Source organism: Hymenobacter jejuensis (genome assembly GCF_006337165.1).
GTDB classification, from domain to species: Bacteria; Bacteroidota; Bacteroidia; order Cytophagales; family Hymenobacteraceae; genus Hymenobacter; species Hymenobacter jejuensis.
Genome location: NZ_CP040896.1, coordinates 4,705,358 through 4,730,171 on the forward strand (window position 1 = coordinate 4,705,358; position 24,814 = coordinate 4,730,171).

The 24,814-nt window shown below is 58.4% G+C and carries 22 protein-coding genes; 14 read left to right on the top strand and 8 right to left on the bottom strand.

All coding sequences use genetic code 11. The features are described 5' to 3' along the window. Window positions 1–43: 43 nt before the first annotated feature. Window positions 44–889 carry a hydroxymethylglutaryl-CoA lyase gene (locus tag FHG12_RS19385; protein ID WP_139517360.1) on the bottom strand — a complete coding sequence of 282 codons (846 nt, stop codon included), beginning with the start codon at window positions 887–889 and terminating at the stop codon, window positions 44–46. Between the two features lie 204 nt (window positions 890–1,093). On the opposite strand from FHG12_RS19385, the gene FHG12_RS19390 reads away from it, so the two are divergent. After that, complete coding sequence (locus tag FHG12_RS19390; protein WP_139517361.1) at window positions 1,094–2,446, top strand: M23 family metallopeptidase; 1,353 nt, start codon at window positions 1,094–1,096, stop codon at window positions 2,444–2,446. Window positions 2,447–2,691: 245 nt separating this feature from the next. On the opposite strand, the gene FHG12_RS19395 is transcribed toward FHG12_RS19390, so the two are convergent. The 3 genes from FHG12_RS19395 to FHG12_RS19405 form a co-directional block, all read right to left on the bottom strand. Beyond that, window positions 2,692–3,288 carry a hypothetical protein gene (locus tag FHG12_RS19395; RefSeq protein WP_139517362.1) on the bottom strand — a complete coding sequence of 199 codons (597 nt, stop codon included), beginning with the start codon at window positions 3,286–3,288 and terminating at the stop codon, window positions 2,692–2,694. A 239-nt stretch (window positions 3,289–3,527) separates the two neighbouring features. After that, window positions 3,528–4,250 (bottom strand): hypothetical protein, encoded by a 723-nt coding sequence (locus tag FHG12_RS19400; RefSeq protein WP_139517363.1) that lies wholly within the window; start codon window positions 4,248–4,250, stop codon window positions 3,528–3,530. After that, a complete protein-coding gene (locus FHG12_RS19405; protein WP_230471203.1) occupies window positions 4,247–6,151 on the bottom strand; it encodes a S8 family serine peptidase in 1,905 nt (634 codons plus the stop codon). Before FHG12_RS19405 ends, FHG12_RS19400 begins: the two co-directional genes overlap by 4 nt. A 106-nt stretch (window positions 6,152–6,257) precedes the next feature. Here FHG12_RS19405 and FHG12_RS19410 point away from each other — a divergent pair, with 106 nt between their 5' ends. The 8 genes from FHG12_RS19410 to FHG12_RS19445 all read left to right on the top strand — a co-directional run bounded on the left by FHG12_RS19410 (window position 6,258) and on the right by FHG12_RS19445 (window position 12,792). After that, the gene (locus tag FHG12_RS19410; RefSeq protein WP_165699467.1) at window positions 6,258–7,070 is read left to right on the top strand and encodes an OmpA family protein; all 813 of its coding nucleotides are present in this window, start codon (window positions 6,258–6,260) and stop codon (window positions 7,068–7,070) included. Between the two features lie 100 nt (window positions 7,071–7,170). Continuing rightward, complete coding sequence (locus FHG12_RS19415) at window positions 7,171–7,905, top strand: DUF92 domain-containing protein (RefSeq protein ID WP_139517365.1); 735 nt, start codon at window positions 7,171–7,173, stop codon at window positions 7,903–7,905. A gap of 873 nt (window positions 7,906–8,778) precedes the next feature. Next, entirely contained in the window at window positions 8,779–9,099 is a 321-nt protein-coding gene (locus FHG12_RS19420) for an ArsR/SmtB family transcription factor (protein WP_230471204.1), read from the top strand. 68 nt (window positions 9,100–9,167) lie between these two features. Then, on the top strand, window positions 9,168–9,986 hold the full coding sequence (locus FHG12_RS19425) for a sulfite exporter TauE/SafE family protein (protein WP_139517366.1): 819 nt from the start codon (window positions 9,168–9,170) through the stop codon (window positions 9,984–9,986). Window positions 9,987–10,040: 54 nt separating this feature from the next. Further along, window positions 10,041–11,396, top strand: a complete 1,356-nt coding sequence (locus FHG12_RS19430) for an MBL fold metallo-hydrolase (RefSeq protein WP_139517367.1) — start codon at window positions 10,041–10,043, stop codon at window positions 11,394–11,396. A 54-nt stretch (window positions 11,397–11,450) separates the two neighbouring features. Further along, window positions 11,451–11,774 carry a rhodanese-like domain-containing protein gene (locus tag FHG12_RS19435; RefSeq protein WP_230471205.1) on the top strand — a complete coding sequence of 108 codons (324 nt, stop codon included), beginning with the start codon at window positions 11,451–11,453 and terminating at the stop codon, window positions 11,772–11,774. Between the two features lie 33 nt (window positions 11,775–11,807). Beyond that, window positions 11,808–12,368: a YeeE/YedE family protein gene (locus FHG12_RS19440; protein ID WP_139517369.1), complete on the top strand. Its 561-nt coding sequence runs from the start codon at window positions 11,808–11,810 to the stop codon at window positions 12,366–12,368. 13 nt (window positions 12,369–12,381) lie between these two features. Then, window positions 12,382–12,792 carry a DUF6691 family protein gene (locus FHG12_RS19445; RefSeq protein ID WP_139517370.1) on the top strand — a complete coding sequence of 137 codons (411 nt, stop codon included), beginning with the start codon at window positions 12,382–12,384 and terminating at the stop codon, window positions 12,790–12,792. 87 nt (window positions 12,793–12,879) lie between these two features. Here the strand turns inward: FHG12_RS19445 and FHG12_RS19450 are convergent, their stop codons facing one another. Further along, window positions 12,880–15,021 carry a hypothetical protein gene (locus tag FHG12_RS19450; protein ID WP_139517371.1) on the bottom strand — a complete coding sequence of 714 codons (2,142 nt, stop codon included), beginning with the start codon at window positions 15,019–15,021 and terminating at the stop codon, window positions 12,880–12,882. A gap of 60 nt (window positions 15,022–15,081) precedes the next feature. Next, window positions 15,082–15,435, bottom strand: a complete 354-nt coding sequence (locus FHG12_RS19455; RefSeq protein WP_139517372.1) for a hypothetical protein — start codon at window positions 15,433–15,435, stop codon at window positions 15,082–15,084. A 191-nt stretch (window positions 15,436–15,626) separates the two neighbouring features. Here FHG12_RS19455 and FHG12_RS19460 point away from each other — a divergent pair, with 191 nt between their 5' ends. Then, on the top strand, window positions 15,627–16,229 hold the full coding sequence (locus tag FHG12_RS19460; protein WP_139517373.1) for a helix-turn-helix domain-containing protein: 603 nt from the start codon (window positions 15,627–15,629) through the stop codon (window positions 16,227–16,229). A gap of 123 nt (window positions 16,230–16,352) precedes the next feature. After that, window positions 16,353–17,363 (top strand): hypothetical protein, encoded by a 1,011-nt coding sequence (locus FHG12_RS19465; protein ID WP_139517374.1) that lies wholly within the window; start codon window positions 16,353–16,355, stop codon window positions 17,361–17,363. Between the two features lie 73 nt (window positions 17,364–17,436). On the opposite strand, the gene FHG12_RS19470 is transcribed toward FHG12_RS19465, so the two are convergent. Further along, window positions 17,437–18,303, bottom strand: coding sequence for a universal stress protein (locus FHG12_RS19470; RefSeq protein ID WP_139517375.1), 867 nt, complete (start codon window positions 18,301–18,303; stop codon window positions 17,437–17,439). 297 nt (window positions 18,304–18,600) lie between these two features. On the opposite strand from FHG12_RS19470, the gene FHG12_RS19475 reads away from it, so the two are divergent. Next, window positions 18,601–19,482 (top strand): inositol oxygenase family protein, encoded by an 882-nt coding sequence (locus FHG12_RS19475; protein ID WP_139517376.1) that lies wholly within the window; start codon window positions 18,601–18,603, stop codon window positions 19,480–19,482. Between the two features lie 104 nt (window positions 19,483–19,586). Here FHG12_RS19475 and FHG12_RS19480 read toward each other — a convergent pair whose 3' ends face one another. Beyond that, window positions 19,587–21,791 (bottom strand): ATP-binding protein, encoded by a 2,205-nt coding sequence (locus FHG12_RS19480; RefSeq protein WP_139517377.1) that lies wholly within the window; start codon window positions 21,789–21,791, stop codon window positions 19,587–19,589. A 523-nt stretch (window positions 21,792–22,314) separates the two neighbouring features. On the opposite strand from FHG12_RS19480, the gene FHG12_RS19485 reads away from it, so the two are divergent. Beyond that, complete coding sequence (locus FHG12_RS19485) at window positions 22,315–23,523, top strand: parallel beta-helix domain-containing protein (protein ID WP_139517378.1); 1,209 nt, start codon at window positions 22,315–22,317, stop codon at window positions 23,521–23,523. A 187-nt stretch (window positions 23,524–23,710) separates the two neighbouring features. Further along, window positions 23,711–24,757: an LLM class flavin-dependent oxidoreductase gene (locus FHG12_RS19490; protein ID WP_139517379.1), complete on the top strand. Its 1,047-nt coding sequence runs from the start codon at window positions 23,711–23,713 to the stop codon at window positions 24,755–24,757. Window positions 24,758–24,814: the final 57 nt, after the last annotated feature.

The window sequence follows — 24,814 nt, forward strand, 5'->3', positions numbered from 1 at the left end:
CAATATATCTATAAGTAATTGACAATCAATTACTTATAGATAACTAGTTAAAAACAGATTGGGCGTAAGACTGGGCGGCGGCGAAAGCCTCCAGGTCTAGCCCCAAATCTACGTGATGGCTGCTGAAAAAAGCCACCATATTTTCGGTGGGCATGTTGCCGGTCAGTTGGTCGGCGGCCATGGGGCAGCCACCGATGCCGCCAATGGCCCCGTCGAAACGGCGACAACCGGCCAGATACGCGGCTTCGACCTTTTCTTGCCACGTAGTCGGGGTCGTGTGCAGGTGCGCTCCGAATTCGATGGTCGGAAACTCAGGGATGAGTTGGCTGAACAACGGCGCGATTGTGTCCGGCGACGAAACGCCAACGGTATCGGATAAGGCCACAACGCGCACGCCCATGTCGGCGAGGTTTTGCGTAAACTCAGCAACCGTTTCGGGTCCCCACGGATCACCGTAAGGATTACCAAAGCCCATGGAAAGGTAGGTAACGAGCGTTTTATCGTTTTTTTCGCAGAGGTCCTGCATGTGCGCCAGCTCGGTAAGCGCCTCCGCAATCGTCTTGTTGGTGTTACGCAGCTGGAACGTCTCTGAAACCGACAGTGGGAAGCCTAAATAGCTGATTTCAGGGAAAGAAGCGGCCGTTTCAGCACCGCGCAGGTTGGCCACTATGGCCAGCAGTTTGGTGCGGGTAGTGCTCAGGTCTAGGCCGGCCAGCACTTCGGCCGTATCGCGAAGCTGCGGAATGGCTTTGGGCGACACGAAGCTGCCGAAATCGAGGGTATCGAAGCCGACTTGCAGCAATTGGTTCAGGTAAGCGGTTTTAGTAGCAGTCGGGATAAACTCGGGTAAGCCCTGCATGGCATCGCGGGGGCATTCGATGAGTTTCATAAAAAAAGGTGCGTGGAAGTGGAGGGCGTATCGGACAAAAGTAAAAGATAGGGCGAAAACCGGAGTGCTCCTCACTTTTAGCTCGACAGGCTGCATACGAAGGTTGCGGCGGGCAATCTGAAACTTCGGCAAGTTGACAACGAACTCCGTGCTTTCGTCAAAGGTTATAACGCCATATAAAGCGCTTGATTCTATTTTCTTCGAATGATTTTTGGTTTTCGTTCCTACGCCTCGGGGCTACTCCTGCTACTTCTTCTCACGGCTTGCGGCAAGCAACAAACGCTGCAAGGCATCTTTCAAAAAGCGACGCCGCACGAGGCCTACGCCCGCCGCCTGCGGCAAACGGGCCTCGACCAAACGGCCCTGGGCCACGACTGGCTCACGGCCGCTGACCGCGCGTTGCGTGACTCGCTGGTGGTTACGCTCCCCTTTCAGGAAACCGGGTATTTCCGCGCCGATCGGGCCACGGCTGCCTCCTATCGCTATGCCGTGCGCGAGGGCGAAACTGTGCGCATCACGCTGGCGCTGGGTGCTGGCACCGATGCCCGCGTGTTTCTGGATGCCTTTGAGCTGCGGCCCGACCGCCCGGCGCCCAAGCTGCTGGCTTCGGCCGACACTACGGCCCTGTCGTTCAGCTATGTAGTGGAGGACGACCGGCAGCATTTGCTACGGGTTCAGCCCGAATTACTGCGCTCGGGGCGCTACACCCTCCGCATTCAGCGCGAGCCGTCCTTGGGTTTTCCGGTGCGAGGCAAAAGCGACGTTGCGGTGGGTAGTTTCTGGGGCGCCGACCGCGACCGGGGCGCTCGTCGCCACGAAGGCATCGACATATTTGCCAAGCGCGGCACCCCCGCCGTAGCTGCCGCACCGGGCCTGATCACGCGCGTGGACGTGACGCCGCTCGGCGGCAACGTGGTGTGGCTGGCTGATACCCAACACGGGCAACACCTTTACTACGCCCACCTCGACAAGCAGCTTGTGCAGCCCGGCCAAATGGTACGCATCGGCGACACGCTGGGGCTAGTCGGCAACACGGGCAATGCCCGCACCACTACGCCGCACCTGCACTTTGGCATTTACCGCGGCGGGCGCGGCGCCGTCGATCCGTTTCCGTTTGTACGCCACGCCGATGCCACGCCACCGGCACCACGCACCAACCCCGAGCGGCTGGGCCAGTGGGTGCGCGTGCGCGACAAAAGCGCCGAGCTTCGTCGGACCCCTTCTCCTCGAACTGGCACCGTAACGGCGCTGGCCCGCAATACGCCCCTGATGGTAGTAGGCAGCCAAACCGACTGGTACCGCGTGCAGCGCCCCGACGGCACGATGGGCTACGTATTGGCGAAATCGGTGGTCGCGGCTGCCGACCCATTGCGCCGCGAATCGCTGGCTGCTGCTACGGATTTGTACAGCCAGCCCTCCGCCGACGCAGCCTCACTGGATACGCTGCCGGCCCAGACGCGGGTGGCCGTGCTGGGCGAGTTTCGCGGGTTTCGGCTGGTGCAAAGTCCTAGAGGAGAGATAGGTTGGCTGCTTGCCAAGCCCGCCCCGCATTCGTAGCAAACTTTGTGCATTCTTCACCCGCCGTTCATATGGCCGGCGTTAGTTTGCAGTGGTGATTGGAGTAAACGCGGCATGACTTCTTGCAAAAGAAGTTGTGTCGCGTTTTTCTGTTTGGGCAGATGTACCTCGCGGAAATGAAAATCAACAGAAGGGGCCTTGCTTGCGCAAGGCCCCTTCTGTTGATTGAGTAAACATATGTTTTTATAAGTGTTTGATTATCAAATTCTTATAAAAACAGCGCTTTATTCCGCGATCACAACGGCTTTCTGAAGCTTTTTGGCGTAGGCAATCCGACGTTCCCGGCCGTTGTTGCTGATGTAATCGAACCCCACGGCTTTGGAATCTTCTTTTACCGAGGCCCAGGCCTGCGGGTCAATTTCGGCGGGTTGGGCAGCCGAGCGGGCCACGGCGGGTTGGACAAAGCGGTCTTCCTTGAAGAAGCTATTCATCGCTTTCAGAATGGCCAACTCTTTGTCGCGTACCGTGGTAGCGGGGGCATCCCCCAAGTCGGAGTCGCTCATCAGGGCGGTAGCCGGAATTACTTCGTTGCGGAGCGTGTCGCCTTTGCTGCTCAGAATCAGGAAGCGCGCCTGGGCCGTCGCGATTTTCGGCCCTTGCAGCAACAGCACGAAGTTATCCTTGGCTTTGGTATTAGAAAAATAATGCGTCGTCCGGACGGCGTTGAGCACGCTGCGGCTGTTGAGGCGGCTGCGTTGTGCTTCCGGCGTGGGCGTAAACACCTGCGGACTCTTGGCAGTGCCCATTTCGCGCTCGGTATTGATACAGGAAGTGGTTTGCAACAAGGTTGCGAAAGAAGCAAGGAGGAGAAGTTTCTTCATTATCGGGCAATCGTCCATTAATACTTGTGGGCAAGATGGTAAACTCGTCAGCCCATCGGGAGGGTTCGCTCAGGCAGCTAATTTTGTACCAAAGCTCGAATTCGGGGCTTTTTACCGGAAAATAAGTCGCAAGGTTATAGTCTGATGCTAAAAAATGAATGCGGAATTCCGAGCTACAATCTGCCCTTGCAGTATCCGGCGCAAGCTTAAGGCTTGAGATTTGAATTCCAACGATTTTTTTACAGCCAGCCCAACTCTATGCCTACTGTCCAGCGGGGCAACTCCGGGTATGCGGAGTTGGCGGCGCGGGTAAAAGTATCGGAGAGGCGATATCGCCCCACCAGCGCGTATCGCCCCGAACCCAGCCGGGCACCTACGCCATACGTCCACCGCCGCACGTAGTTGAGGCCGCGCTCGCTTGCTACCGTCCGCTTGGCGCCGGCAGCCCCGCCCCGGTCTTCGTAGTGATGCACGGAGCTTGCTACCCAACCGCCCCACCCCGTGAGGTCGAGGTAGCGCCCGATGGCGTTGCCCCGCCGCCCGTAGTTGAGCCGCACAAAGGCTTCGCTTTGCAACTGAGGCAAGGCCACGTATTCGCGGTAATGCGTTTGGGCATCGGGCAATACCTTCTGGCTGTTCTGTTTGAGGTGATAGCTCAGGCGGGCATAGCGCAAATCCAGCCCGACAGAAGCAGCCTGGCTCAACCGAAACTTATTGCGCAGGCCCAGAAACAGCTCACCCGACTTGCCATACTCCAACGCGGCTCCCGCTCCGGCCGGAGCCCCAACCACGGCCGCATAACCCAGATAAAAGTGGTTGTAATACGTCCGGTTAGGGCCGAAGGAGCTCCGAATGGTGTCTTCGGCTACGTCGGCGCGCAAGAGCACTCGCTGGGCTTGAGCTGGAGGCGTCAGCCTCAACACCAGCGCCGCCCCGATAAGGAGAACAGTCGAAGCCTTCATTGCACAGAGTAGCTTTGGGTGAAGCCGCGGTAATGCACACGCACCGTATCGCCCGCCCGCAAACGGCTGAGCGGCAGCCGCAACACAGCTCGCTGCGTGACTTCCAGCACTTCGTAGGTGCGCAATACGCCGTAGCGGTCGGCAATGTGCCAGTACAGGTAGTCGGGGTGCGTCGGAGGCTGCGGCGCCGCTTCCCCGGCGGCTTCGCCTTGCTTGGGCTCGCCCGACAAAGGTGGCTTCAGCTCCTCGCGCCCTACGCGGGGCACCGAAGGCGTTTTGGGGGCCAAGCTCGTTACGCGCACCACCGAATCGGCGTAAAGCGGCAACGTACGTGCCGACACGTAAGCAGCTGAAGGTCTGATGATTACCGAAAGCAATGAATCTTCCCGCACCAAGTCGAACGCGGCCTCTGTTCTGGGCTTTCGCTCCTGGAGCAAAGCCGATGCCCGCGGCAATCCGTAGCCGTGCGCGTAGTCGAAATACGGATACAAGTCGGCTGATTCCTGAATCTTGGCAAATAGCTGCATCACCGTCAGTTGCCTGTTTTGCTGCCAGGCGCAGGCAGCAAAGCCCACAACCAACGGACTAGCAAACGAGGTGCCCTGCGTGCGCACATACCCGCCAGGCGCGGCGGCCAGCACCGTTCCGAATGCCGTGACGTTAGGCTTAACCTGGCGGTCGGCGCTGGGCCCGTAACTGCTGAAGTCGACGTGCAGGAACGTATCGGGGTCAAGGCCCCCGACAGCCAGTACCGAGTCGCCGTCGGCAGGCGTGCCCACGGTGTGCCAGTCTTCGTTATCGCCGTCGTTGCCGGCGGCATTCACTACCAAGATGCCTTTGCGCACGGCCAGCTCCGCCGCGCGGGCCACCAAGCTGGTGTAGCCGTTCATCTGCTCAGGAAAATACCGACGATTGGTATAACCTAGCGATGAATTAATGATGTCGGCGCCGTTGCGATCGGCCCATTCGGCGGCGGCCAACCAGGCTTCTTCCTCGGCATAGATCTCCCGGTGGAGCCGCTCGGTGCGAGCCAACAGGAATTCCGCCTTGGGTGCTAGTCCCAACGGGGTACCATCGGGAAGCAAACCGGCAATGCACGAGAGCACTTCCGTGCCATGCGTGCCGCCCGCGAATACGGAGTTCCGGCGCTTCACAAAATCATAGGTGGCCACAATGCGCTTGTCGCGCACCAAGTGCTGGAAGGCCGGATGATGGTCGGCTCCGTTGAAGCCCACGTCGAAAATGGCAATGCGCAGGCCGCGTCCATCGAGGGTAGCTGTCTGAAAATCAGCGGCTCCCAGGCTGGCCGTTTGGCGACGAGCCAGTTGTCGGTCTTCCGCACTAATTGCCTCGTTGCCAAGGGCAGATAAGCTAGTCAGGGCAGCAGGTAACAAGGAGGCGTCGGGCCGCCGCGTCACGGCGCGTACGCCCGGCAAATGCCGCAGCCGCGTCGCCTGCATGGGGGTTGCCCAACAGGAAATTGCATTAAACCAACGGCTTACGAAAACCACCGAATCGACCCCAGCCTGTACGCGACTCACATAATCGGGGCGCACCGGAAAATCACTGCTGTCGGCGGCGGGCAGGTGTTGCCGCCGCCGCCGGGCCTGAGCCTGGGGTGAAAAGTAGGTAGCGGGATCAAACCGAACGCCCCCCTTGTCGCGCAACTGCACCCAATAACGGGCCGTTTGCGGCATCGGTTCGGCCGCGGCCTGCGAAGTAATACCCAGGCATACAGCGCTCGCAATCGATGCGAACAGCTGCCAATGCCGGACCCGGAACGAAATACGTAAGCGAGGAAAGAAAAACAACACGGGAAACACAGCCAATATGCGGCGGAAGGTACGACGGCCGTCGCAGATGTATAGCAATTCTCGCAAGCCCACGCTAAGTTGCCGCACCTTTGGTGGTTGTCAACGCTGGGCTTCTTGGTGGTGCTCCCTCGGCAACTCGGCAGGAAGCTCGTCCGTTTGAAGGCCCAATCTCCAACCCTTTCTCCCTTTCCTTATGAATCTGAACCTCCCTCGTACCGCGCTGCTGACTTTGTTAAGCGCAGGTATTCTGATCGGCACTCCGTCGTGCGTATCGCAGAAGAAATACATGGCCCTGCAAACTCAGCGCGACGAACTGACCAAATCCAGAGATCAACTGCAGGCCGAAAAAGCGGCGCTGGAGCAAGAGAAAGCCCAAAGCGAAGAACAGTTGCGCAACAACCTGCTCAGCAAGAATCAGCAGGTAAACCAACTCAATGCCAACCTTGGCTCGACGCAGGAACAGTTGAAAGAGCGCGAAGCCCGACTCGCCGAAATGCAGCGCGTGCTCGAACAGAAAGATCAGGCAGTGAAGAACTTACGCCAAAAAGTAGCAGACGCTCTGCTCGGTTTCAATGCCAACGACTTGCAGGTAAATCTCAAAAACGGCAAAGTATACGTGTCGTTGTCGGAGCAGCTGCTGTTCAAATCAGGCTCTACCAAAGTTGATCCCAAAGGCCAAGAAGCACTCAAGAAACTGGCCACGGCCCTCAAAGGAAACCAAGACGTGAACGTACTGGTGGAAGGCCACACCGATAACGTGCCCATCGCCCGCGGCACCGCCGGTATGCGCGACAACTGGGATCTGAGCGTGCTGCGCGCCACCGAAATCACGCGCATCCTGACGACGGCCGGCTTGCCAGCCAGCCAGGTAACTCCTTCTGGCAGAGCACAATACTTGCCTGTCGCTACCAACGATACGCCCGCCAACAAAGCCCTGAACCGCCGCACCGAAATTATCCTGACGCCCAAGCTCGACGAGCTGTTCCAGATTCTGGAGCAGAACTAGCGCAGGATTTACCAAGAGAAATGGTGAGGAAAACAGCCATCGAGCATGGGCTTTGCGGTTCTTGGCTACCTTACAGCTTCTCTCCCCTGTAGTTCCTGCAATGCCTCCGTTGATTTCCTTGGGTGCTGTACTGTTGCTGCTCGGCTTGGGCATGACTTACAGCCTACAAACCGGCAAGCTCACGCGCGCGGGAGCCGGCACTGGTGGGGCGCTCGGGCTATTGATTTTCCTAGGCACCGGTTATACGGGCCTGGGGCTGCTGATTTTGTTTTTCTTGCTGGGCTCAGGCGCGACGGTCTGGCAACGCGCAACCAAGCAACGCTGGGGAGTAGCGGAAGCGCACCACGGCCGGCGCACCGCGGCCCAGGTAGTAGCCAACGCCGGGGTGGCTGGCGCTGCGGCCTTGGTGAGTTGGGTGTTGCCCGCCCATGCTCCACTCTGCCAGCTTCTTTTGGCCGGTAGCCTGGCGGCAGCCACCGCCGACACGCTCTCCTCGGAGCTGGGCACCGTCTACGGCCGCCGGTTTTATAACATCCTGACCTTGCGCCCCGATACGCGCGGCCGCGATGGCGTAGTCAGCGCCGAAGGCACGCTGTTGGGGTTAACAGGCAGCATCCTCCTAGCGGGTGTGGCCACCTTGGGCTTTGGCTGGCCCCAAGCATACAGCTTCTGGGTAGTGGCGCTGGCCGGCACGGTGGGCAACCTAGCCGATTCGGTGTTGGGAGCTACGCTCGAGCGGCGTGGCATACTTTCCAACGACGCGGTCAACCTACTCAATACTCTTACTGGCGCCGTCACGGCTGCAGTCGGATATGCGCTACTGGGGCTCCCGTAGGTTCTGAAACAATGGATGGTCCGCGAGGCATTTCCTGCCGGTGAAACTAAAACCGGTAGCGCGCGGACCGCCCAGCACTATTCTCTTGATTGGCAACAGGTTAGCCAAGTCGCTTCTTGCCGATAGCCGAAGTAATATCCTCTGGCTATGGACATAGCACTAGGGTTAAGCGAATTTACCAACCCGCTTTCAGCCAGCCTTCCTACTATCTGCTTCTATTGCTGATGCACCGCCTACGTGCGGAGCCACCAAACCAGACCTGCTCCCAGCATCAGGAAAATAAACAACAGCACCAACGCAGTGCGTACGGTGCCCCACTTGAGACTATACTCAACCCTTCTTCGCTCGTACCTCATACACAATACTATACAGCGGAATTTCCGAAAAGGTTTGCGGGCCGTTCCTGCTAGTGCCGGGGCCTTTTTTCTTCTATTTTTCGCGCAGCCGCCGCCGCTCCATCAACACAAACAAAACCAGTGCGAGCGCAAATAGAAGGAAGGTTTTCAGCCGCACATCTGCGAGTGAACCTATTTTAACAAACGTATAAAAGAACCTTTTCACCGAGTTCGAGTCAACATACCGAGAACATAAGGTAACTCATAAAATCCGAACAAGCCCACATAACTTATTGAATTTAAATTGCTTATACATTCACAACCCGCATTAGGCGGTGTGGGCCCTCTGCTTTTCCGCCGCCACGTTGAACAGGGCTGCGAAGCCCTACTGCCAGTAAAATTCGGCGCGCTTAACCTCTCAGACTTTCTACATAGCGCGAATACCCGGCCACCGAAGCAGTAGTGTGAGCAAGCATGGAGCTAGGCAAACATGAACAGTTGTACATATGAACAAATGACCATACATTTGCAGCAGAAGATGACACCTCCCATCCCCGCTTCTATCGACCTGAACCTTTCCATTGAAAAGATGGAAAAGGTGGCCTTCATTCTCAAAACGACGGCCCACCCCACCCGTATTGCCATCGTGCAACTGCTGGCCGCGCAGAAAAGTATGTCGGTCAACGACATCAGCGAAAAGCTGGGGGTGGAACAAAGCCTAGCCTCGCACCACCTCTCGGGCATGAAGCTCAAAGGCATCCTGAGCAGCCACCGCGACGGCAAAAACGTGTTTTATTCGCTGAAAATGCGCGAAGTGATCGATGTGATCCAGTGCTTGGCCGCCTGCACATTTCTGTAAGAAGCAAGGCATTTTTTAGCGCAATACATGAACACCCATTCATAATTTCATACGTTCTTCCACCCCGCATGCTTCATTATTTCGGCTACTTCGCCGCCATTTTTATTGGCCTCTCCCTGGGCATCATGGGCGGCGGCGGCTCCATCCTGACGGTGCCGGTGCTGGTGTACTTAATGGGCGTGAGCCCGGTGCTGAGCACGGCTTACTCCTTGTTTGTGGTGGGCTCCACGGCGGCGGTGGGGGCTTCGGGCTACTTCCGCAAAGGAATGGTGTCGGTGAAAACGGCCGTGGTGTTTTTGCTGCCTTCGTTAGCGGCCGTGTTTTTGGTACGCAAAGTCTTGCTGCCCGCCATCCCGCACGAATTGTTCACAGTAGGTAAGATGGTGTTTACCAAAGACTTGCTGGTGTTGGTGGCCTTCGCCGTGCTGATGGTAGTAGCGGCCACCTCCATGATTCGCAGCCAGCAGGCCGAAACGATACTTGATGAAGAGCTGCACCACAAGCACGCCTTCAATTACTTTCTCATCTTGGGCATCGGTCTGGTGGTGGGTCTGCTCACGGGCTTTGTAGGTGCGGGCGGCGGCTTTCTGATTATTCCGGCCCTGGTGCTGGGCGCGCGGCTGCCCATGAAGCTGGCCGTGGGCACATCGCTGGCCATCATTGCCTTAAACTCCCTGATCGGCTTTACGGGCGATCTGAGCGCGGGCACGCCCATCGCCTGGGCGTTTCTGCTGGGTTTTCTGGCTTTTGCCCTGGGCGGCATTGTGCTGGGCACTTACCTAGCCCGCTTTATTCCAGGGGCTAAGCTCAAGCCGGCTTTCGGCTGGTTCACGCTAGGTATGGGGACTTTCATCTTACTGCGGGAGCTGGTTTTTATCCATAAGTAACTATCTGATTACAAGTTATTTACATAACCAAAACTCTTTACTTCGGAAGTTTCCATGAAAATCGAACAGTTTGAAGACAAGGGCTTAGCGCATTTTTCCTACGCTATCCTGAGCGAATGCGCCCGCGAAATTGTGCTCATCGACCCGGCCCGTGACCCGCAGCCGTATTATGACTTTGCAAAGGCCCACGACGCCACCATCATCAGCGTCATCGAGACACACCCGCATGCCGATTTCGTGTCTTCACACCTAGAGATTGCCCAGCAGACCGGCGCGACCATTCGCGTGAGCAAGCTGCTCGGAGCTGACTACGCCCACGAACCATTTGACGAGGGCAACGCCTTTACCGTTGGCAAACTCACTTTCTGGGCCCTGAATACCCCTGGCCACTCGCCAGACTCGATCAGCATTGTGCTCAGCCGCGAGGGACAGGACGTGGCCGTGTTTACGGGCGATACGCTTTTCATCGGGGATGTGGGCCGCCCTGACCTGCGCGAGAAAGCCGGCAACCTGACGGCCAAACGCGAAGAGCTGGCCCGCCAGATGTACCACTCGCTGCGCGAAAAGCTGATGGTGCTCGAAGCCGACGTGCTGGTGTACCCGGCCCACGGCGCGGGCAGCCTCTGCGGTAAGGCGCTCAGCGGAGCCAACAGCAGCACCATCGGGGCCGAAAAAGCCGGCAACTACGCCCTACGTCCGATGAGCGAGGAGGATTTCGTGAAGGAACTGCTGGCCGATCAGCCTTTCATTCCTAAGTACTTCGGCTACGACGTGGCCCTCAACAAAGCCGGTGCCCCGGCCTACGCTCCGAGCGTGCAGCAAGTGAAGCGCTTGGCAACTGGCGCGCCCCTGGAGCCCAGTGTGCTGGTGGTGGACACACGCCCCGAAGCCGAGTTCAAGCAAGGGCACGTGACCGGCGCGCTTAACATTCAGCAAGGCGGCAAATTTGAAACCTGGCTGGGCTCCATCGTGGGGCCCGAAGAGTCGTTTTATTTAGTAGCGGCTGACGAAAAGAATCTGGAAAATCTGATTCGGAAAACGGCCAAAATCGGCTACGAGGCCCTGATTAAAGGCGCGCTGATAGGCTCACCTTCGGCCGAAGCCACGCTGCCGCAGCTTGACGTGAACGCCTTCCGTAGGCACCCGGAAAACTATACCGTTGTCGACATCCGCAATGCCGCGGAAGCCAAAGCGGAGCCTTTGTTTGAAGGCGCGCTGAACATCCCCTTGCCCGAATTGCGCGAGCGAGCCGGAGAAATTCCGGCCGGTAAGCCAGTGGTGGTCCATTGTGCCGGCGGCTACCGCTCCGCCGCCGGTGCTAGCATCGTGGCCCCGGTTCTGCCTGCTACGCGGGTGTTCGACTTAGGCGAAGCGGTAAAGTCCTTCCAGCCGACTGCGGTCATTTACTAAAGATCTCATTAACTGAGATTTATAAAACGCCATCAGCATACCATGTTTGACTTTTTGAAATCATCTTCGAATTACCAGAACCTGACACCCGCTCAATTTGCCGAAGGACTGCGTGAACCCGGCGCAGTGCTGCTTGATGTGCGCCGCCCCGATGAGTTTGCCGCGGGCCATCTGCCGGGCGCCCTCAACCTCGACGTGACGGCCCCGGATTTCGCGCAGCGCGTGGCCGCCCTCGACAAAACCCAGCCTACTTACGTGTACTGCCGCAGCGGCGCCCGCTCCGCAAACGCCGCAGGCCAGATCGGTTCGGCAGGCTTTGCGCACGTGCGCAATCTGCTCGGGGGCGTGCTCGACTGGCCCGAACCGCAGGTGCGCTAGCCTCTCCCTATTTCCTTCCCGAATTTCTAGTGCATGCTTGACCTACTCCGCCAGCCGTGGCCTTGGTACGTGGCTGGCCCCCTGATCGGGCTGACTGTGCCTGCGCTGCTACTCGTTGGCAACAAAGCGTTGGGTATCAGCAGCTCGCTTCGCCACATGTGCGCGGCCTGCGTACCGGCCAACATTCCTTTTCTGACTTACAACTGGCGCGCCGAAAGCTGGAACCTGTGGTTTGTGCTCGGCATTGCCCTTGGCGGCTTTGTGGGCTACCGCGTGTTGGGGCACCCCGACGTAGTGGCCATTTCGCCCGACACCGTCCGCGACTTGCAAGCGCAAATGCACCTGACCGATTTTTCGGGCCTGCTACCCAAAGAGCTGTTTGCTATTGAGAACTTAGCCAACTGGAAAGGCTGGGTATTTCTGGTGCTGGGCGGCTTTTTGGTAGGCTTTGGCACGCGCTACGCCGGGGGCTGCACCTCGGGCCACGCCATTTCGGGACTATCAAATTTGCAGTGGGTGTCGCTGGTAGCCGTGGTTGGTTTCTTCGCGGGCGGTCTGCTGATGACGTGGGTCATTTATCCGCTGTTATTTTAATTCGGGCTGCGCCATGAAAAAGAGTAAGTACTTGACACTGGGCACGTTATTCGGCATTATCCTAACCAAGAGCGAAGTGATCAGCTGGTTCCGGATTCAGGAGATGTTTCGATTTCAGAGCTTCCATATGTATGGCATAATCGGCTCGGCCATCGTGGTAGGGCTGCTCTCCATTCAGCTCATCAAGCGCAACCGGCTCAAAACCATCCACGGCGAGCCCATCACCCTCACCAATAAAAAATTCACCCACGGCACCTGGATCGGGGGCCTTATCTTCGGGTTAGGCTGGGCCCTGACGGGTGCCTGCCCCGGCCCGCTGTTTGCCCAACTCGGCAGCGGTGTGGCCTCGGCCGCCGTGCTGATTGTGGCTGCCCTGGCGGGCACTTGGACCTACAGCGCCCTGCGCGACAAACTGCCCCTGTAGCTCCCGACGACAGAGAACACATCATGCAGCAATCCGGGAATTAGCGACCCACCTATAAATACTTTATAGTCAATCGCTTATGTAATGCTAGGGCATTTTACTTAAGCCCTCCCACTTTACTTTCCAGCTTTTCGGGATGCCGGGGTTAGCTTCTTTGCAGCCGTCGTAGCCGGCGCACATGAGCGCAACGGCGGTCAGCAATCCACCGTTGCCGGGCAAGTAGATGGGCAGCCGGCCTTCTTGGTAGTTGTGGCCGCTGGGCAGATAAGTGTTGGTTCGCACTTTCATTAGCAGGGCATCAACGGCTTTGTCGGGCAGGCCGAGGCGGGTGGCGGTCATGGCGGTCATGGGGAAGTCCCAGCCCCAGGTTTTGTCCCAGCTCCAATCTTTCCAGATCAGGTCGAAGGTGCGGCGCATGATGGCGGCGTCCTGCTGGCCGGTGGCGGGCATCATGCCCAGCGCCGCCAGCACCGACGGATGATCGGTTTTGAACTCGGGGTTGGTGTACGAATCCGGAGCGCTTTCGGCGGCCAGGTACACGCCGTCGGCTTGGGGCAGCTTGGCGAGCTTTTGCAGCACGGCATCCCACTTGGCATTGCGCGCAAGTCCTTGGCGCACACGCCATTGCTGAGCCGTATTCAGGGCCCAATTCCAATATACCAGCTCAAACGTCGGGTTGAAGGTTTCTTCGGGCTTGAAGCGTTCCTGGGCCGGAATTACGCCTTTGCCAAGTATGTAGCGGTCTTTGTCTTGCTCGAAAAACGGGAACGACGCCATAAAGTCGGCCGTAGCCGACACGCGGTCTTGGTACAGCTTCAGCGTGGCCGCGTCGGGGTGCGCACGGTAGCATTCTTCGGCCATATAAATAAAGTGCGGCTCCTGCCAGATCAGAAATGCCCCCACCGACGACGGCCCTTCCTGCCCCCACGGATCGGTCATTTTCTGCCACCGCAGGCCCTCGTAGCCCTGGCGCTGCGCTATGCCGCGCGCCACAGCCTGCACGTCGGGGCGGGCGTACCACGTCAGGGTTTTTTCGAGCAGCGCGGAGCGGCCCCACAGCGCAAAATGCGCCGAATGCCACCAGATCATTTCCATGTGCGGCCGCCCATACCAGCTGTTGAACACTAGCCCGGTTTCCTGCGGCGGTACGGAGCCAGCCCCCTGAAGCTTGGTCAGGTACTGCGATAGCACGATGCGGCGCTCCAACTCTGTGGCACGCGGGTCGGTGGTACCGCCAAAATCTACCGCCCCGCCGCTTTGCCAGAAGGCCTGCCACTGCTGCTGGCTGTTTTGGCGGGTAGCCGCAAATGCCGGGGCAGCCGCAGGGCGCGGGCGGGGCGAAAAGCGGCAGCTGACCTCCAGCACCTGCTCGGTTTTGCCTGGCGTCAGGACGAACTCGTGGGCCCGGCCTGCCGCCAGCGTGGCGGTCTGTTGCCAGCTCAGGGCGGCGTAATATTTGGTGGTATCGAGTTGGTGCACCACCAAGGCAGTGCCTTTCTGCTGCGCTGCAATGGCCGATTTGTGCTGATCGCTGTGGGCGTAGTTGGTGCCCATATCGGCCCAAGCGGCGGTCGGAAACGGGAAACGCAGTGCCACTTTCAGCCGCCCGGTTTTCAGCAGCGCCGATTCGATGCGCACGGCCACAGCGTCCTGCTGCTGATGCCCCACAGTCACGACCTCGACAGGCACATTTTCTACCGTGAAGTGACTTTTGATTTCGCCGGTCCACGGGTTGAGTTCCTGCCGGATATTGCGGATATCCTTGATCCCGGCCGCCTGCCCGTTCTTTTTCAGGATAACGAACCCCAGGTTGCCCAGCTGCAACCGGTGCGGATTGGCCCGAAAATACTCCACCGCTTCTTGGTCGCCCGGCGTTTTCACCTGCACCGAATAGCTGACTTTGCGGCCGTTCAGGGTGTACTCGCGCAAGCTTTGGTCAAACTTGTAGCCCTTTGTGTTCGGAAACGAATGCCAGCCCCACTCCGACTCCGTACCCAGCGGCACGCCCTTCTCGTAGTATGCCGGAAAGGTCTGCAAACCAGTTACATCCACAGTAAAAGCAAACGCTCCATTGCCCACCGACAGCGACGACAGCGTATCCGTGGAGGTCAGCACGACTTTGTGCCGCTCCACCAGCGCTTTGCGGTCGATGGGTGTGGATTGAGCAGCCAGCGAAAAGCTACCGAAGGTGAGCAGTAGCGGCGAAAGTACTTTCGTAAAGTATTGCATTACAATAACTTATCGTTACATCTATTCTTGTAGCAGAACGACTGGCTGGCAAGTCATTCCCTACTTCACGCGAAGGGTCGTGACGTTGCCGGTTTGTTTATCGACTTCGAAGGCGGCGGCATTGGGCATGCGCTTCGCCCAATCGGTGCGGGGCACGAGTACCTGCCAATGCGTGTCTACGTCCACGACCCGCGCCGAATCGAGCTGAAAAAGGGCGACGTTGGGCTCCTTTTGCAGGTAGCGCGCAACGGCGGCGCGGGCTTCGGCTTCGGTAGGAGCACCAGCCGAAACGGCTGCAGGCGCAGAAGGCGGAGTGGATTGAGCAGACTGGTCGGCCGCGGAGGGCGTTTGCTGGCAACTTGCCAATCCGAAGATTGTCCCGAGCGCCAGCAGCAAGGCGAAAGATTTCATCATGCGGGCAAAGTACGAAAGGCCAGCCAAGCGGAACAGCGGCCAACTCTAACATTCGCGCCAATGCTTAGTAGTGCACGTAATTTTTTCTAACCGTCGCAACGAAAAACGATAGCTTTAGAAGCAGAAATTGCACAGCCGGCGCAGGCAGGCGGCGCAAACTTTCCCGTTCCTTTTGATTGAAATTCTACTTGATGTCTACGTTTTCAGCCGCCCGCATCTCCGACCTTCGCAAAAGCAAAGGCTTGTCGCAGGAATTGTTGGCCGAAGAATCGGGCGTGAGCCTGCGCACCATCCAGCGCGTGGAGCAGGGCCACACCATTCCGCGCGGCCACACGGTGCAGGCGCTGGCCGCCGCCCTCGACGTGCCGCTCGAAGCGTTGCAGGCCGCGCCCGAACCCGCGGCCGTGCCGGCGCCGACTGCTCCGGCCCTGCGCTCCGACCCTGAATTTTTGCAGCTGCTCAACCTGAGCGCCCTGAGCTTTCTGGTCGTGCCGCTGCTCAACTTGGTGGTGCCGCTGCTGCTGTGGCGGGCCCGTCGCCACGACACAGCGCACGTCGCCGACTTGGGCCGGCGCGTGCTCGGTTTCCAGATTTTGTGGCAAGCCGGGAGCTTCTTTGCCTTCCTGCTGGCCGTAGTGGGGCAGCTGGTGGCGGCCCGGTATTTTAAGGTAGTTGTGCCGGGGCTTTTTGTGGGCGTGATGGTGGTCACGTATGCGCTGAACGCACTTACCATTGGGTACTACGCCCTGCAATTGCGCCGGGGTCGCCTCGACGTCTATCGCATCCGGCTATAGATAATTCATTGATACACAAATACTTAACCATAATGGCGGCAAAATGTCGGTAATATGGCGCACGGGCGAGGCAATTGGGGCTCCTACTTTTGACGCAATCCTTCACCCCCCGGCTAGCGCCCTATGAAACTCCTTTTCAAAGTTTTGATTTCCCTGTTGCTGCTCCTCGTTGCGGGCGGCGTTGGTGGCTATTTTTTCTTCCGCAACCAGTTTGAGCCGGCCCCCAACCAGCTCGTAGTAACGGGGCTACCCGCCTCATGTGACTTCGTCTGGCTGGCCGATACGAAAGCCCAACCCGCCCTGCCCCACGCCGCGTTGCTCGTGCCTGTACGCATCACCGGTTGCCCGCGCACCTGCTACTTTCAGTTCGATACCGGGGCGCCTTCGTCGGTGCTTTACGCTAATCCGCTGGCGGCGCTGCGGGCCCGCTACCCAGCTACGCAGCAAGCTCTGCTGCCCCAGGCCGACACGCTGCATAACTTCGATTTTGCGTTAGGCGAGGCTCGAGTGCAGGCCCGCCGGCTGCGCGTGCTGCGCTACGGCGCTCAGGAATTACCAGCCGATAGCACCGCGCCGGTAATCATTGGTACGCTGGGGGCCGACGTGCTGGACGGCCGGGCGCTGGTGCTCGATTACGGCCGCCAACAATTCCGCCTCCTTCCGCAAGTGCCCGATAGCCTAGTGCGCCGCGCCGCGTTTGTGCCCCTTGCGTACAAAAGTCGTCGGCTCCTGCTGGAAGCCGGGTTGCAAGGCAAAACGGAGCAGTTGCTATTCGACTCCGGCAGCAGTGCTTTTGCCCTCCTGACCAGCAAAACGATCTGGCAGGCGCTGGCGAAACCCACCGCCACCGAACGCACCGATGCTGTCAATTCGTGGGGCAAAACCCTGACGAACCACACCATCTCAACGGCGGCGGCTTTGCAGCTGGGCAATACGGCCGTACCGTTACGCACCGTCACCTATGTTGAAGGCATGAGCCTGTGGCAGAGCACCTTAATGCGCTTCTCGGGCATGGGCGGCATGCTCGGCAATGAGGTCTTCCGCGACCACACCGTTATTGTGGATGTCCGGGGCGCTCGATTTGGCATTATCCCGCAGCCCGACACCGCAACGCCAATTTCTGGCGGATCGTAAGTAAGACAAACAGAAAAAGAGTTAAGTGGGCGCATTGTGCGGCACCCGCTTAACTCTTTTAATTTCTTAGTAGTTAGCGTGTTACCTCAACCGGAGGATGAAAGGTCAGAACCGGTGCTGCGGTTTCCACCGCTACGGCTTCGGCCACGCTGCCTTGCAGAAAATGCCGTAGGCCCGTGTGGCCATGGCTCAGCATTACAACCAAGTCGGGATGGGCTTGCTCGACGTAGCGCGGAATGCCCGCGCGTACTTTCGGAGCATTGTACACATCGGGTTGATATGCAGCTAGTTGATGTCGCTGGGCAAAGGCTTTGATGCGCTCAAGGGCGGCATCGGCCTGTTCGGCGCTCGTCACCACATCGAGCAGATGCAGTTCGGCTTCGGGGAACGCCGTGCACACCTGCCGCAGGCTGGGCACAGCCAAATCGGCTTCGGCGGCGAAATCGGAAGCGAAAACAATCGAGTGCACGTCGAAATTGGGCGCCGGATGTTTCACCGTCAGCACCGGGCAAGGCGAAAGCCGCACTAGGCGCTCGGCGTGCGAGTCGGGTGTGAATAAGTGCGTTACGGCGTGGTGCTCCTGCGCCCCTACCACCACCAAATCGATCTGGTGCTCCTGAATCACCTCCAGAATCGAGTCGTCGACGTGGCCGGTGGCAATGCGATCCTGCACCTGCACCTCCGGAAACTTGCGGGCCACTTCATACATCAGCTCATGCATGCGCCGCTTGGTCTGTTGCAGCAGCTGCACCATGTACACACCATGCCGCGACGAGCCCCCCACTATCCCGCCGGTCGTGATCATGCCGGAGGCCGCGGGGGCATCCACCACGTGGAGCAGGGTAATGTGGCCGCCGGTGCGGTGGGCCAACTGCGTAGCTACTTCAAACGCGTTGTGCGCTTCGGGCGAAAAATCGGTAGGAACAAGGATGTTTTGCATGGCTGGGGCTGGTATAAAGTAAGCCGTACCCAGGCGGCCTGCCTCGGTAACGCCGGCAGGATAATTTACGAAAATATTGTTGTAAAACCGTGTTTATATTACTTGTACTGCCGCGACGTTCTTTTCACAGATGCACGGCTACTTACCGCTGGGGCGCAAAGGGCTCGGATTTGAAAGCAAACTCGCTGATTACGAAAGCGTTTGCGTAAAGAAAGTCAGCCCTTTCCAAGCAAAGCTGCCCGGGAATGAGCATTTTTACTAAGTGGCGCCGCACCGGTGCTAAGTAGTTGACGCTCTATGAAAAACAGCCCCAGCTCACCCGACAAAACCCCACTCGAAAGCCTCGAGCTTTGGGAAGACGACCTGCTGAACCGCTACCCCGACCCGGACGCGATTGCGCAAGGCCGCGATACGGATGCGTACCGCAACTACGTGGAGCCCACCCGCGATTCGGTGCGGGAGTTTTACCGCCTCAACCACCTGCACCAAACCTACGACTTTGTGCAGGCCAAGCGCCAGGAGTTTCTGGGCTTCGACAAGCGCGAAATGCCGGTGTGGGATGCGTTTCAGTTTCTGAACCAGCTCGTGGACGACTCGGATCCCGACACCGACCTCGACCAGTTTCAGCACTTGCTGCAAACTGCAGAAGCGATTCGGCAGGACGGGCACCCCGACTGGTTTGTGCTGGTGGGGCTGCTGCACGACATGGGCAAGGTGCTGTGCCTGTTTGGCGAAGCGCAGTGGGCCGTGGTGGGCGACACGTTTCCAGTGGGCTGCGCTTTCTCCGATAAAATCGTGTATGCGGAATTCTTCCAACACAACCCCGACGCGCACGACCCGCGCTACAACACGCAACTTGGTGTGTACGAGCGACATTGCGGACTGCGCAACGTACACATGTCGTGGGGCCATGACGAATACGTGTACCACATGGTGAAGGACTACCTGCCCGAGCCGGCCCTGTACATGCTGCGTTACCACTCCTTTTACCCGCAGCACCGCGAAAACGCCTACGCGCACCTGCTCGACGCCCACGACCGCGCAATGTTCAAGTGGGTCGATCTGTTTAACCCCTACGACCTCTACTCGAAAAGCCCCACACCGCCCAACTGGTCTGAGCTACGCCCTTATTACGAGGAGTTGGTTGCCAAGTATTTGCCGCCCACGCTGAAGTTCTAACAGAGCAGATTAAAGCTTTAAAACATTGCATATAACTAATTTACAATCAATTGGTTATATACATAGTATTATTTTTGAAATGCTGGCGTACCGGCGCAGACTGCTTAGTTTCCTTCGGTCGTTTCGGGTTGGGCTTGGTAGCGCAACGGGGCGTTATCCAATACGGTCAGAGGCAGGGCGATTGTGAATTCGGTGTACTCACCTTCTTGGCTCTCAACGGTGAGTGAGCCGCCATATCCTTGAGTAACAATGTCATAGCTGAGCGACAGGCCCAGGCCCGTGCCTTCGCCCGGCGGCTTGGTCGTGAAGAAGGGTTGGAAGATCTTGCGCTGAATGGACTCCGGGATGCCTACGCCGTTGTCGCGCACCTTGATAAGCACCTGATCGCCAACCCAGTGCGTGCTGATCCGCACCCACGGTTCGTACCCGGCTCCCTCCTGTAGTTTGCGCTGCTCGACGGCATAAAATGCATTGGCCAAAATATTAAGCAACACCCGCCCTAGCTCGGCCACGACAATAGGCACGGGCGGAAGGGTCGGTGCCCACTCGGTCCGGACTTCCACGGAACACGCTGGGCCGTGGGCGCGCCAGCCGTGATAGGCCAGGCGCAAATACTCGATGCAAACCGTGTTGAGGTTGGTCGGCTGCCGCACGCCGCCCGGCCGACGGGCGTGTTCGAGCATGCCCCGCACAATGCGCGACGCCTGTTGCCCGTGCTGTTTGATCTTGTAAAGGTTTTGGGTCAGGGAGGCCCACAGGTCCGTTTCCTGCGCCGGCGCGGCCTCGTTGGCGTGGGCGGCTCGCAGCTCGGCTACCAACTCGGCGCTTACTTCAGAGAAGTTGGTGACGAAGTTGAGCGGGTTTTGCATTTCGTGGGCAATACCGGCCGTCAGCTCGCCCAGTGACGCCATTTTTTCCTGTTGCACCAACTGCGCCTGCGTGGCTCGAAGCTCGGTAAGGGCTTGGTGAATCTGGTCGCGCTGGGCCTGCATTTCCTCTTTCTGCTGGCTAAGCAACGCGTTGGCGCGCTGCTTTTGCTGGTTGTTGCGCCACAGCAGCACACTCAAGCCGGCCACAATCGTGAGGGCAGCCAGCGAGCCGAAGAGCAACAGCCGCTGCTGGTTGGCGCGTTGGCGGCTGAGCTGCTCGTTGCGCGTGAGCAGCCGAATCTGCGATTGCTGCTTGTCGAGCTCGTAGGTGTACTGCAAGGCAGCCGTGCGGCGCAGCAAGTCCTGGCTGTTGAGGCTGTCTTTGTAATCCATGAACAGCACATGATAGCGATAGGCCTCAGCGAAACGGCCCAACCGGGCGTTGGCCTCGGCCAGCACTGAGCTGGCATCGCGGCTTACGCTCTTGGTGCCGTTGCTTTGGCTGGCTTGCAAACTCTTCTGACCGTAAATCAGGGCGCTGTCCGGGCGATCGGTGTGCAGATAGGCCCGCGCCAGGATGAGGTGTGCCCGCGGCAGGCTCCCGACCGCATCAAGCTTCCGCAACCGCTTCAGACACTGAAATAACCCGGCGAAAGCCTTCGGGTAGTCGCCTATGCGCTCATTGACTTCGGCAATGGCCAACTGGGCAATGGTGATCCAGCCTTGGTTGCCAGCCTGCTCAGCCAGGGCTAGTTGCTGCTCTTGGTATCGCAGGGCCTCGGGCCATTTCCGCTGCCGGCCGTACAGCTCGCCCAGCCCCGACAGGCAATGCACGATACCGTCTTGGTCGCCGGCTTGCTGGGCCAGGCGCAGGCCGTGCAGCAGGTATTGCTCGGCTTTGCCGTATTCGCCTACGGTTAGGCAGGTGTTGCCTAGCTGGCTGTTGAGCAACGTGATCCATTTCTGGCTGTGCAGGGCTGTCGCGATGTGCAGGCCTTCGAGGCTGTAGGCCATGGCTTGGGAAAACTGCCCCTGCCCCGACACCGCATACGACAAATTATACAGGCACGCGATCTGGCTAAGCTCGTCGCCGAGCTCCTGAAACAGCTTTTGGGCTTGCTTGGTGTACGTCAGACCCAGCCCGTACTCGTTGCGAAACCGATAGTAAAAGCCCAGCCCCAGCAGCGCCGTGGCCTCGCCCTCCATGTAGCCCAGCTTGCGCGCCAGGCTCAGGGCCTCTTGGTAAGCCGCCAGACTGCGCTTAGAAGCGTTGGCCCGCAACGCAAAAGCCAATTTGTTGAGGAGGTTTACACGTGCCGTATCGGGCTGTGAATTGGCCTGTACAGCCGCTTGCAACCGCTCGGCCGCCGGGTCTTGCGCTCCAATACCTGCCTGCACAGTCAGGAAGCTAAGCCAGCAAAAGAGCCACAGGGTTTTCATAGGGAGCAGCACGTTAGGAGGCAACTCACTAATAAGATATTGATTATAAATTATTTGCTAAATAAAAAAAGCTCGGATTGCCGCCCGCGCGCCTACTGCGGAGCTTGGATGCAGAGCCAAAACCCGCGCTCTTGGCCGTCTGCACATAAATTCGTACTTTCTAATATTCATCTCCCTAACGCACTTTGCCTATGCCCAACTCCTCCTGTGCGCGCTGCTGCTGAGCAGCCGGTTGTGGCGAAGGCAGCGCCGATGGGCCCACAACAGTTGGTGCTGCCGGAAAACTACCCTGTTGTGCCGAAAATGCTTCGGTTGGCACCCTTTGTTCTTCCGACAGGCCCTTTGGCCATCTGGCAGCTAAGATGGCAGGCCGCCTTGCTTGCAACAAGCACTTGCCTACCAGTCCTTTACCCGACCGGGCGGCTACTATGTTGCCAAACGCCGGAACGAGCCATCGTGTCCGAATAATTCATTCGCCAGATGTATCCGACCCATGCCGCTCACCCCATTCGAATAAATTTTTATGAAAAAATTTATTGGCAATATACCCACGGCCCTTAGCGTTCTTTGCGACCAGCCAGCCAGCATCCTACTTTGGCTAAGCATTTTATTATTAGCAAGTTGCAAAGACGGCGCCCAGCACGAGATAGCGCCCGACACGTACCAACTGGAAGCGCAAAGCGACCTGAAGCTGAAGAAGCCCGACTTGATAGTGAAGCCCGGCAAATCCATTCAGGCGGCCATCGACAAGGCCGAAGCCGGCGATCTGATCCTGATTTTGCCCGGCACCTACCGCGAATCTTTTCAGGTCAATAAGCCCCATATCAAGATCGTCGGGAGCCCGTTTGTGGTCATTGAAAACCCCGGCGAGGCCGAGGATGGCATTTTCGTGGGCGGCCGCAGCCCCGAACCCAGCAACGCCGACGGCTTCGAGCTGTACAACGTGACGCTGCGTGGGTTTGAGGAAAACGGCGTGATCTTAATTCGGGTGAATGACTTTGTGCTCAGCCACGTAACTACCATCAAATGTGGCGAATACGGCCTTTTCCCGCTGTTCAGCAACGGCGGCCTGATTGAGTTTTGCACGGCTAGCGGCCACACCGATACGGGCATTTACGTGGGCCAGTCGGAGAACATAAAAATGCGCAACAACAAGGCTTTTGCGAACGTCAACGGCCTCGAAATCGAAAACTGCTCGCATGTGGTGGCCACCAACAACCAGTGCTACGACAACGTAGCGGGCATATTGGTGGTGCTGTTGCCGGGCCTACGCGTGACAACTTCCACGGATATAGTGGTGGAAAAGAACCGTGTGTACAAAAACAACCACATCAATTTTGCCGAGCCGGGCGCGGGCTTTGAAAGCTTTGTACCCAGTGGCTCCGGCATTTTGGTCGTGGGTACCGACGGCACCCGCGTGGCGCAAAACTGGGTGCAGGACAACAATTTCCTGGGCATTGCGGTAGTCAGCACGAAGCTGCTGGGCGGTTTGGCGGGCTTGCCGGATGAGGCTTTCGCGCTCATCAACCCCGACCCGGATGGCGCGCAGATTGTCAGAAACCGGTTGGTGCACAACGGCATGGCCCCGCCCGCCGGCATTCCGCTGCCCGGCGTCGACTTGCTCTGGGACGGTACCGGTGCCGACAACTGCTGGCGCGACAATGCCTACGCCACCAGCTACCCTGCGGCATTGCCGACGTGCGCCTGGAACGCCTACGCCCAAGGGCGGTAAGTCAAAAAGACGCACGACCAGATGCAAAACGAAAAGGGTGGTTTGAGCTACCACTGGTATGCTCAAATTAACCTTTTTCAGAAACATTGCAGGTAAACACCTCACTCGCAAGTAGTTGTGACAGTATTCGATAGCAAAGCGAACAACCGCCCTAAGCAGGTTGTTTTACCGGCTAGCTTTCAATATTATGTCAACACCACTTGCTGCGCTGCCCCTATCGGTCCTCGACTTGGCAGCCATTTTAGAAGGAAAAACGCCTGCCGATACATTTCGCAACAGCCTCGATTTGGCACAGCACGCCGAGCAATGGGGCTACAAACGCTTTTGGCTGGCCGAGCACCACAACATGGCCAGCATTGCCAGCTCCGCCACGTCCGTCCTGATCGGGTACATCGCCGGGGGCACGTCCACCATTCGGGTTGGCTCGGGCGGGGTGATGCTGCCCAACCACGCGCCGCTGGTGGTGGCCGAGCAGTTTGGCACCCTAGCCACGCTGTATCCTGGCCGCATCGACCTGGGCCTGGGCCGCGCGCCCGGAACCGACCAGCTCACGGCCATGGCCCTGCGGCGCGATTTGCAGGGTTCGGTAAACGACTTCCCGCAGAACGTGCAGGAGCTGCAAGCTTATTTGTCGGCCGAAAACCGTGGCAGTAAAGTACGCGCCATTCCCGGTGAGGGGCTGGACATTCCGATCTGGCTGCTGGGCTCCAGCACGTACAGCGCGCAATTAGCCGGCATGCTGGGCTTGCGCTTTGCCTTCGCCAGCCATTTCGCACCCACGCATTTGCAGGCGGCGCTGCACCTATACCGGGCTCATTTTCAGCCTTCTGAATATCTATCGGAGCCGTATGCGGCCGCGTGCGTGAACGTCATTGCCGCCGACACGGATGCCGAAGCCAAACGGCTCACAACCTCTTTTCATCAGTTTGCCTTGGGCGTTATCCGCGGTTCGACCAAGCCCTTGCAGGCCCCGGTCGATAGCATGCGCGGCCTCTGGAACGAGATGGAGAAAGAAGCCGTCGAGCAGATGATGGCCTACTCGTTCGTGGGCGGGCCGGCCACGGTGCAGAAGCAGCTCGAAGCCTTCGTGAAGGGTACCCAGGTAAACGAACTGGTGGTGGTTTCGCACATCTACGACCACGCAGCGCGCCTCCGTTCTTACGAGATTCTCAAAGATCTTACGAAAGTCGAAACAGCTGCCACAGTGCCCGTTGCCGCGTCTCAGCTGAACTAGAAAGACATGAAAAACATGCCTAGAAGCATTTGATAATCAAATACTTATAGGCATGTT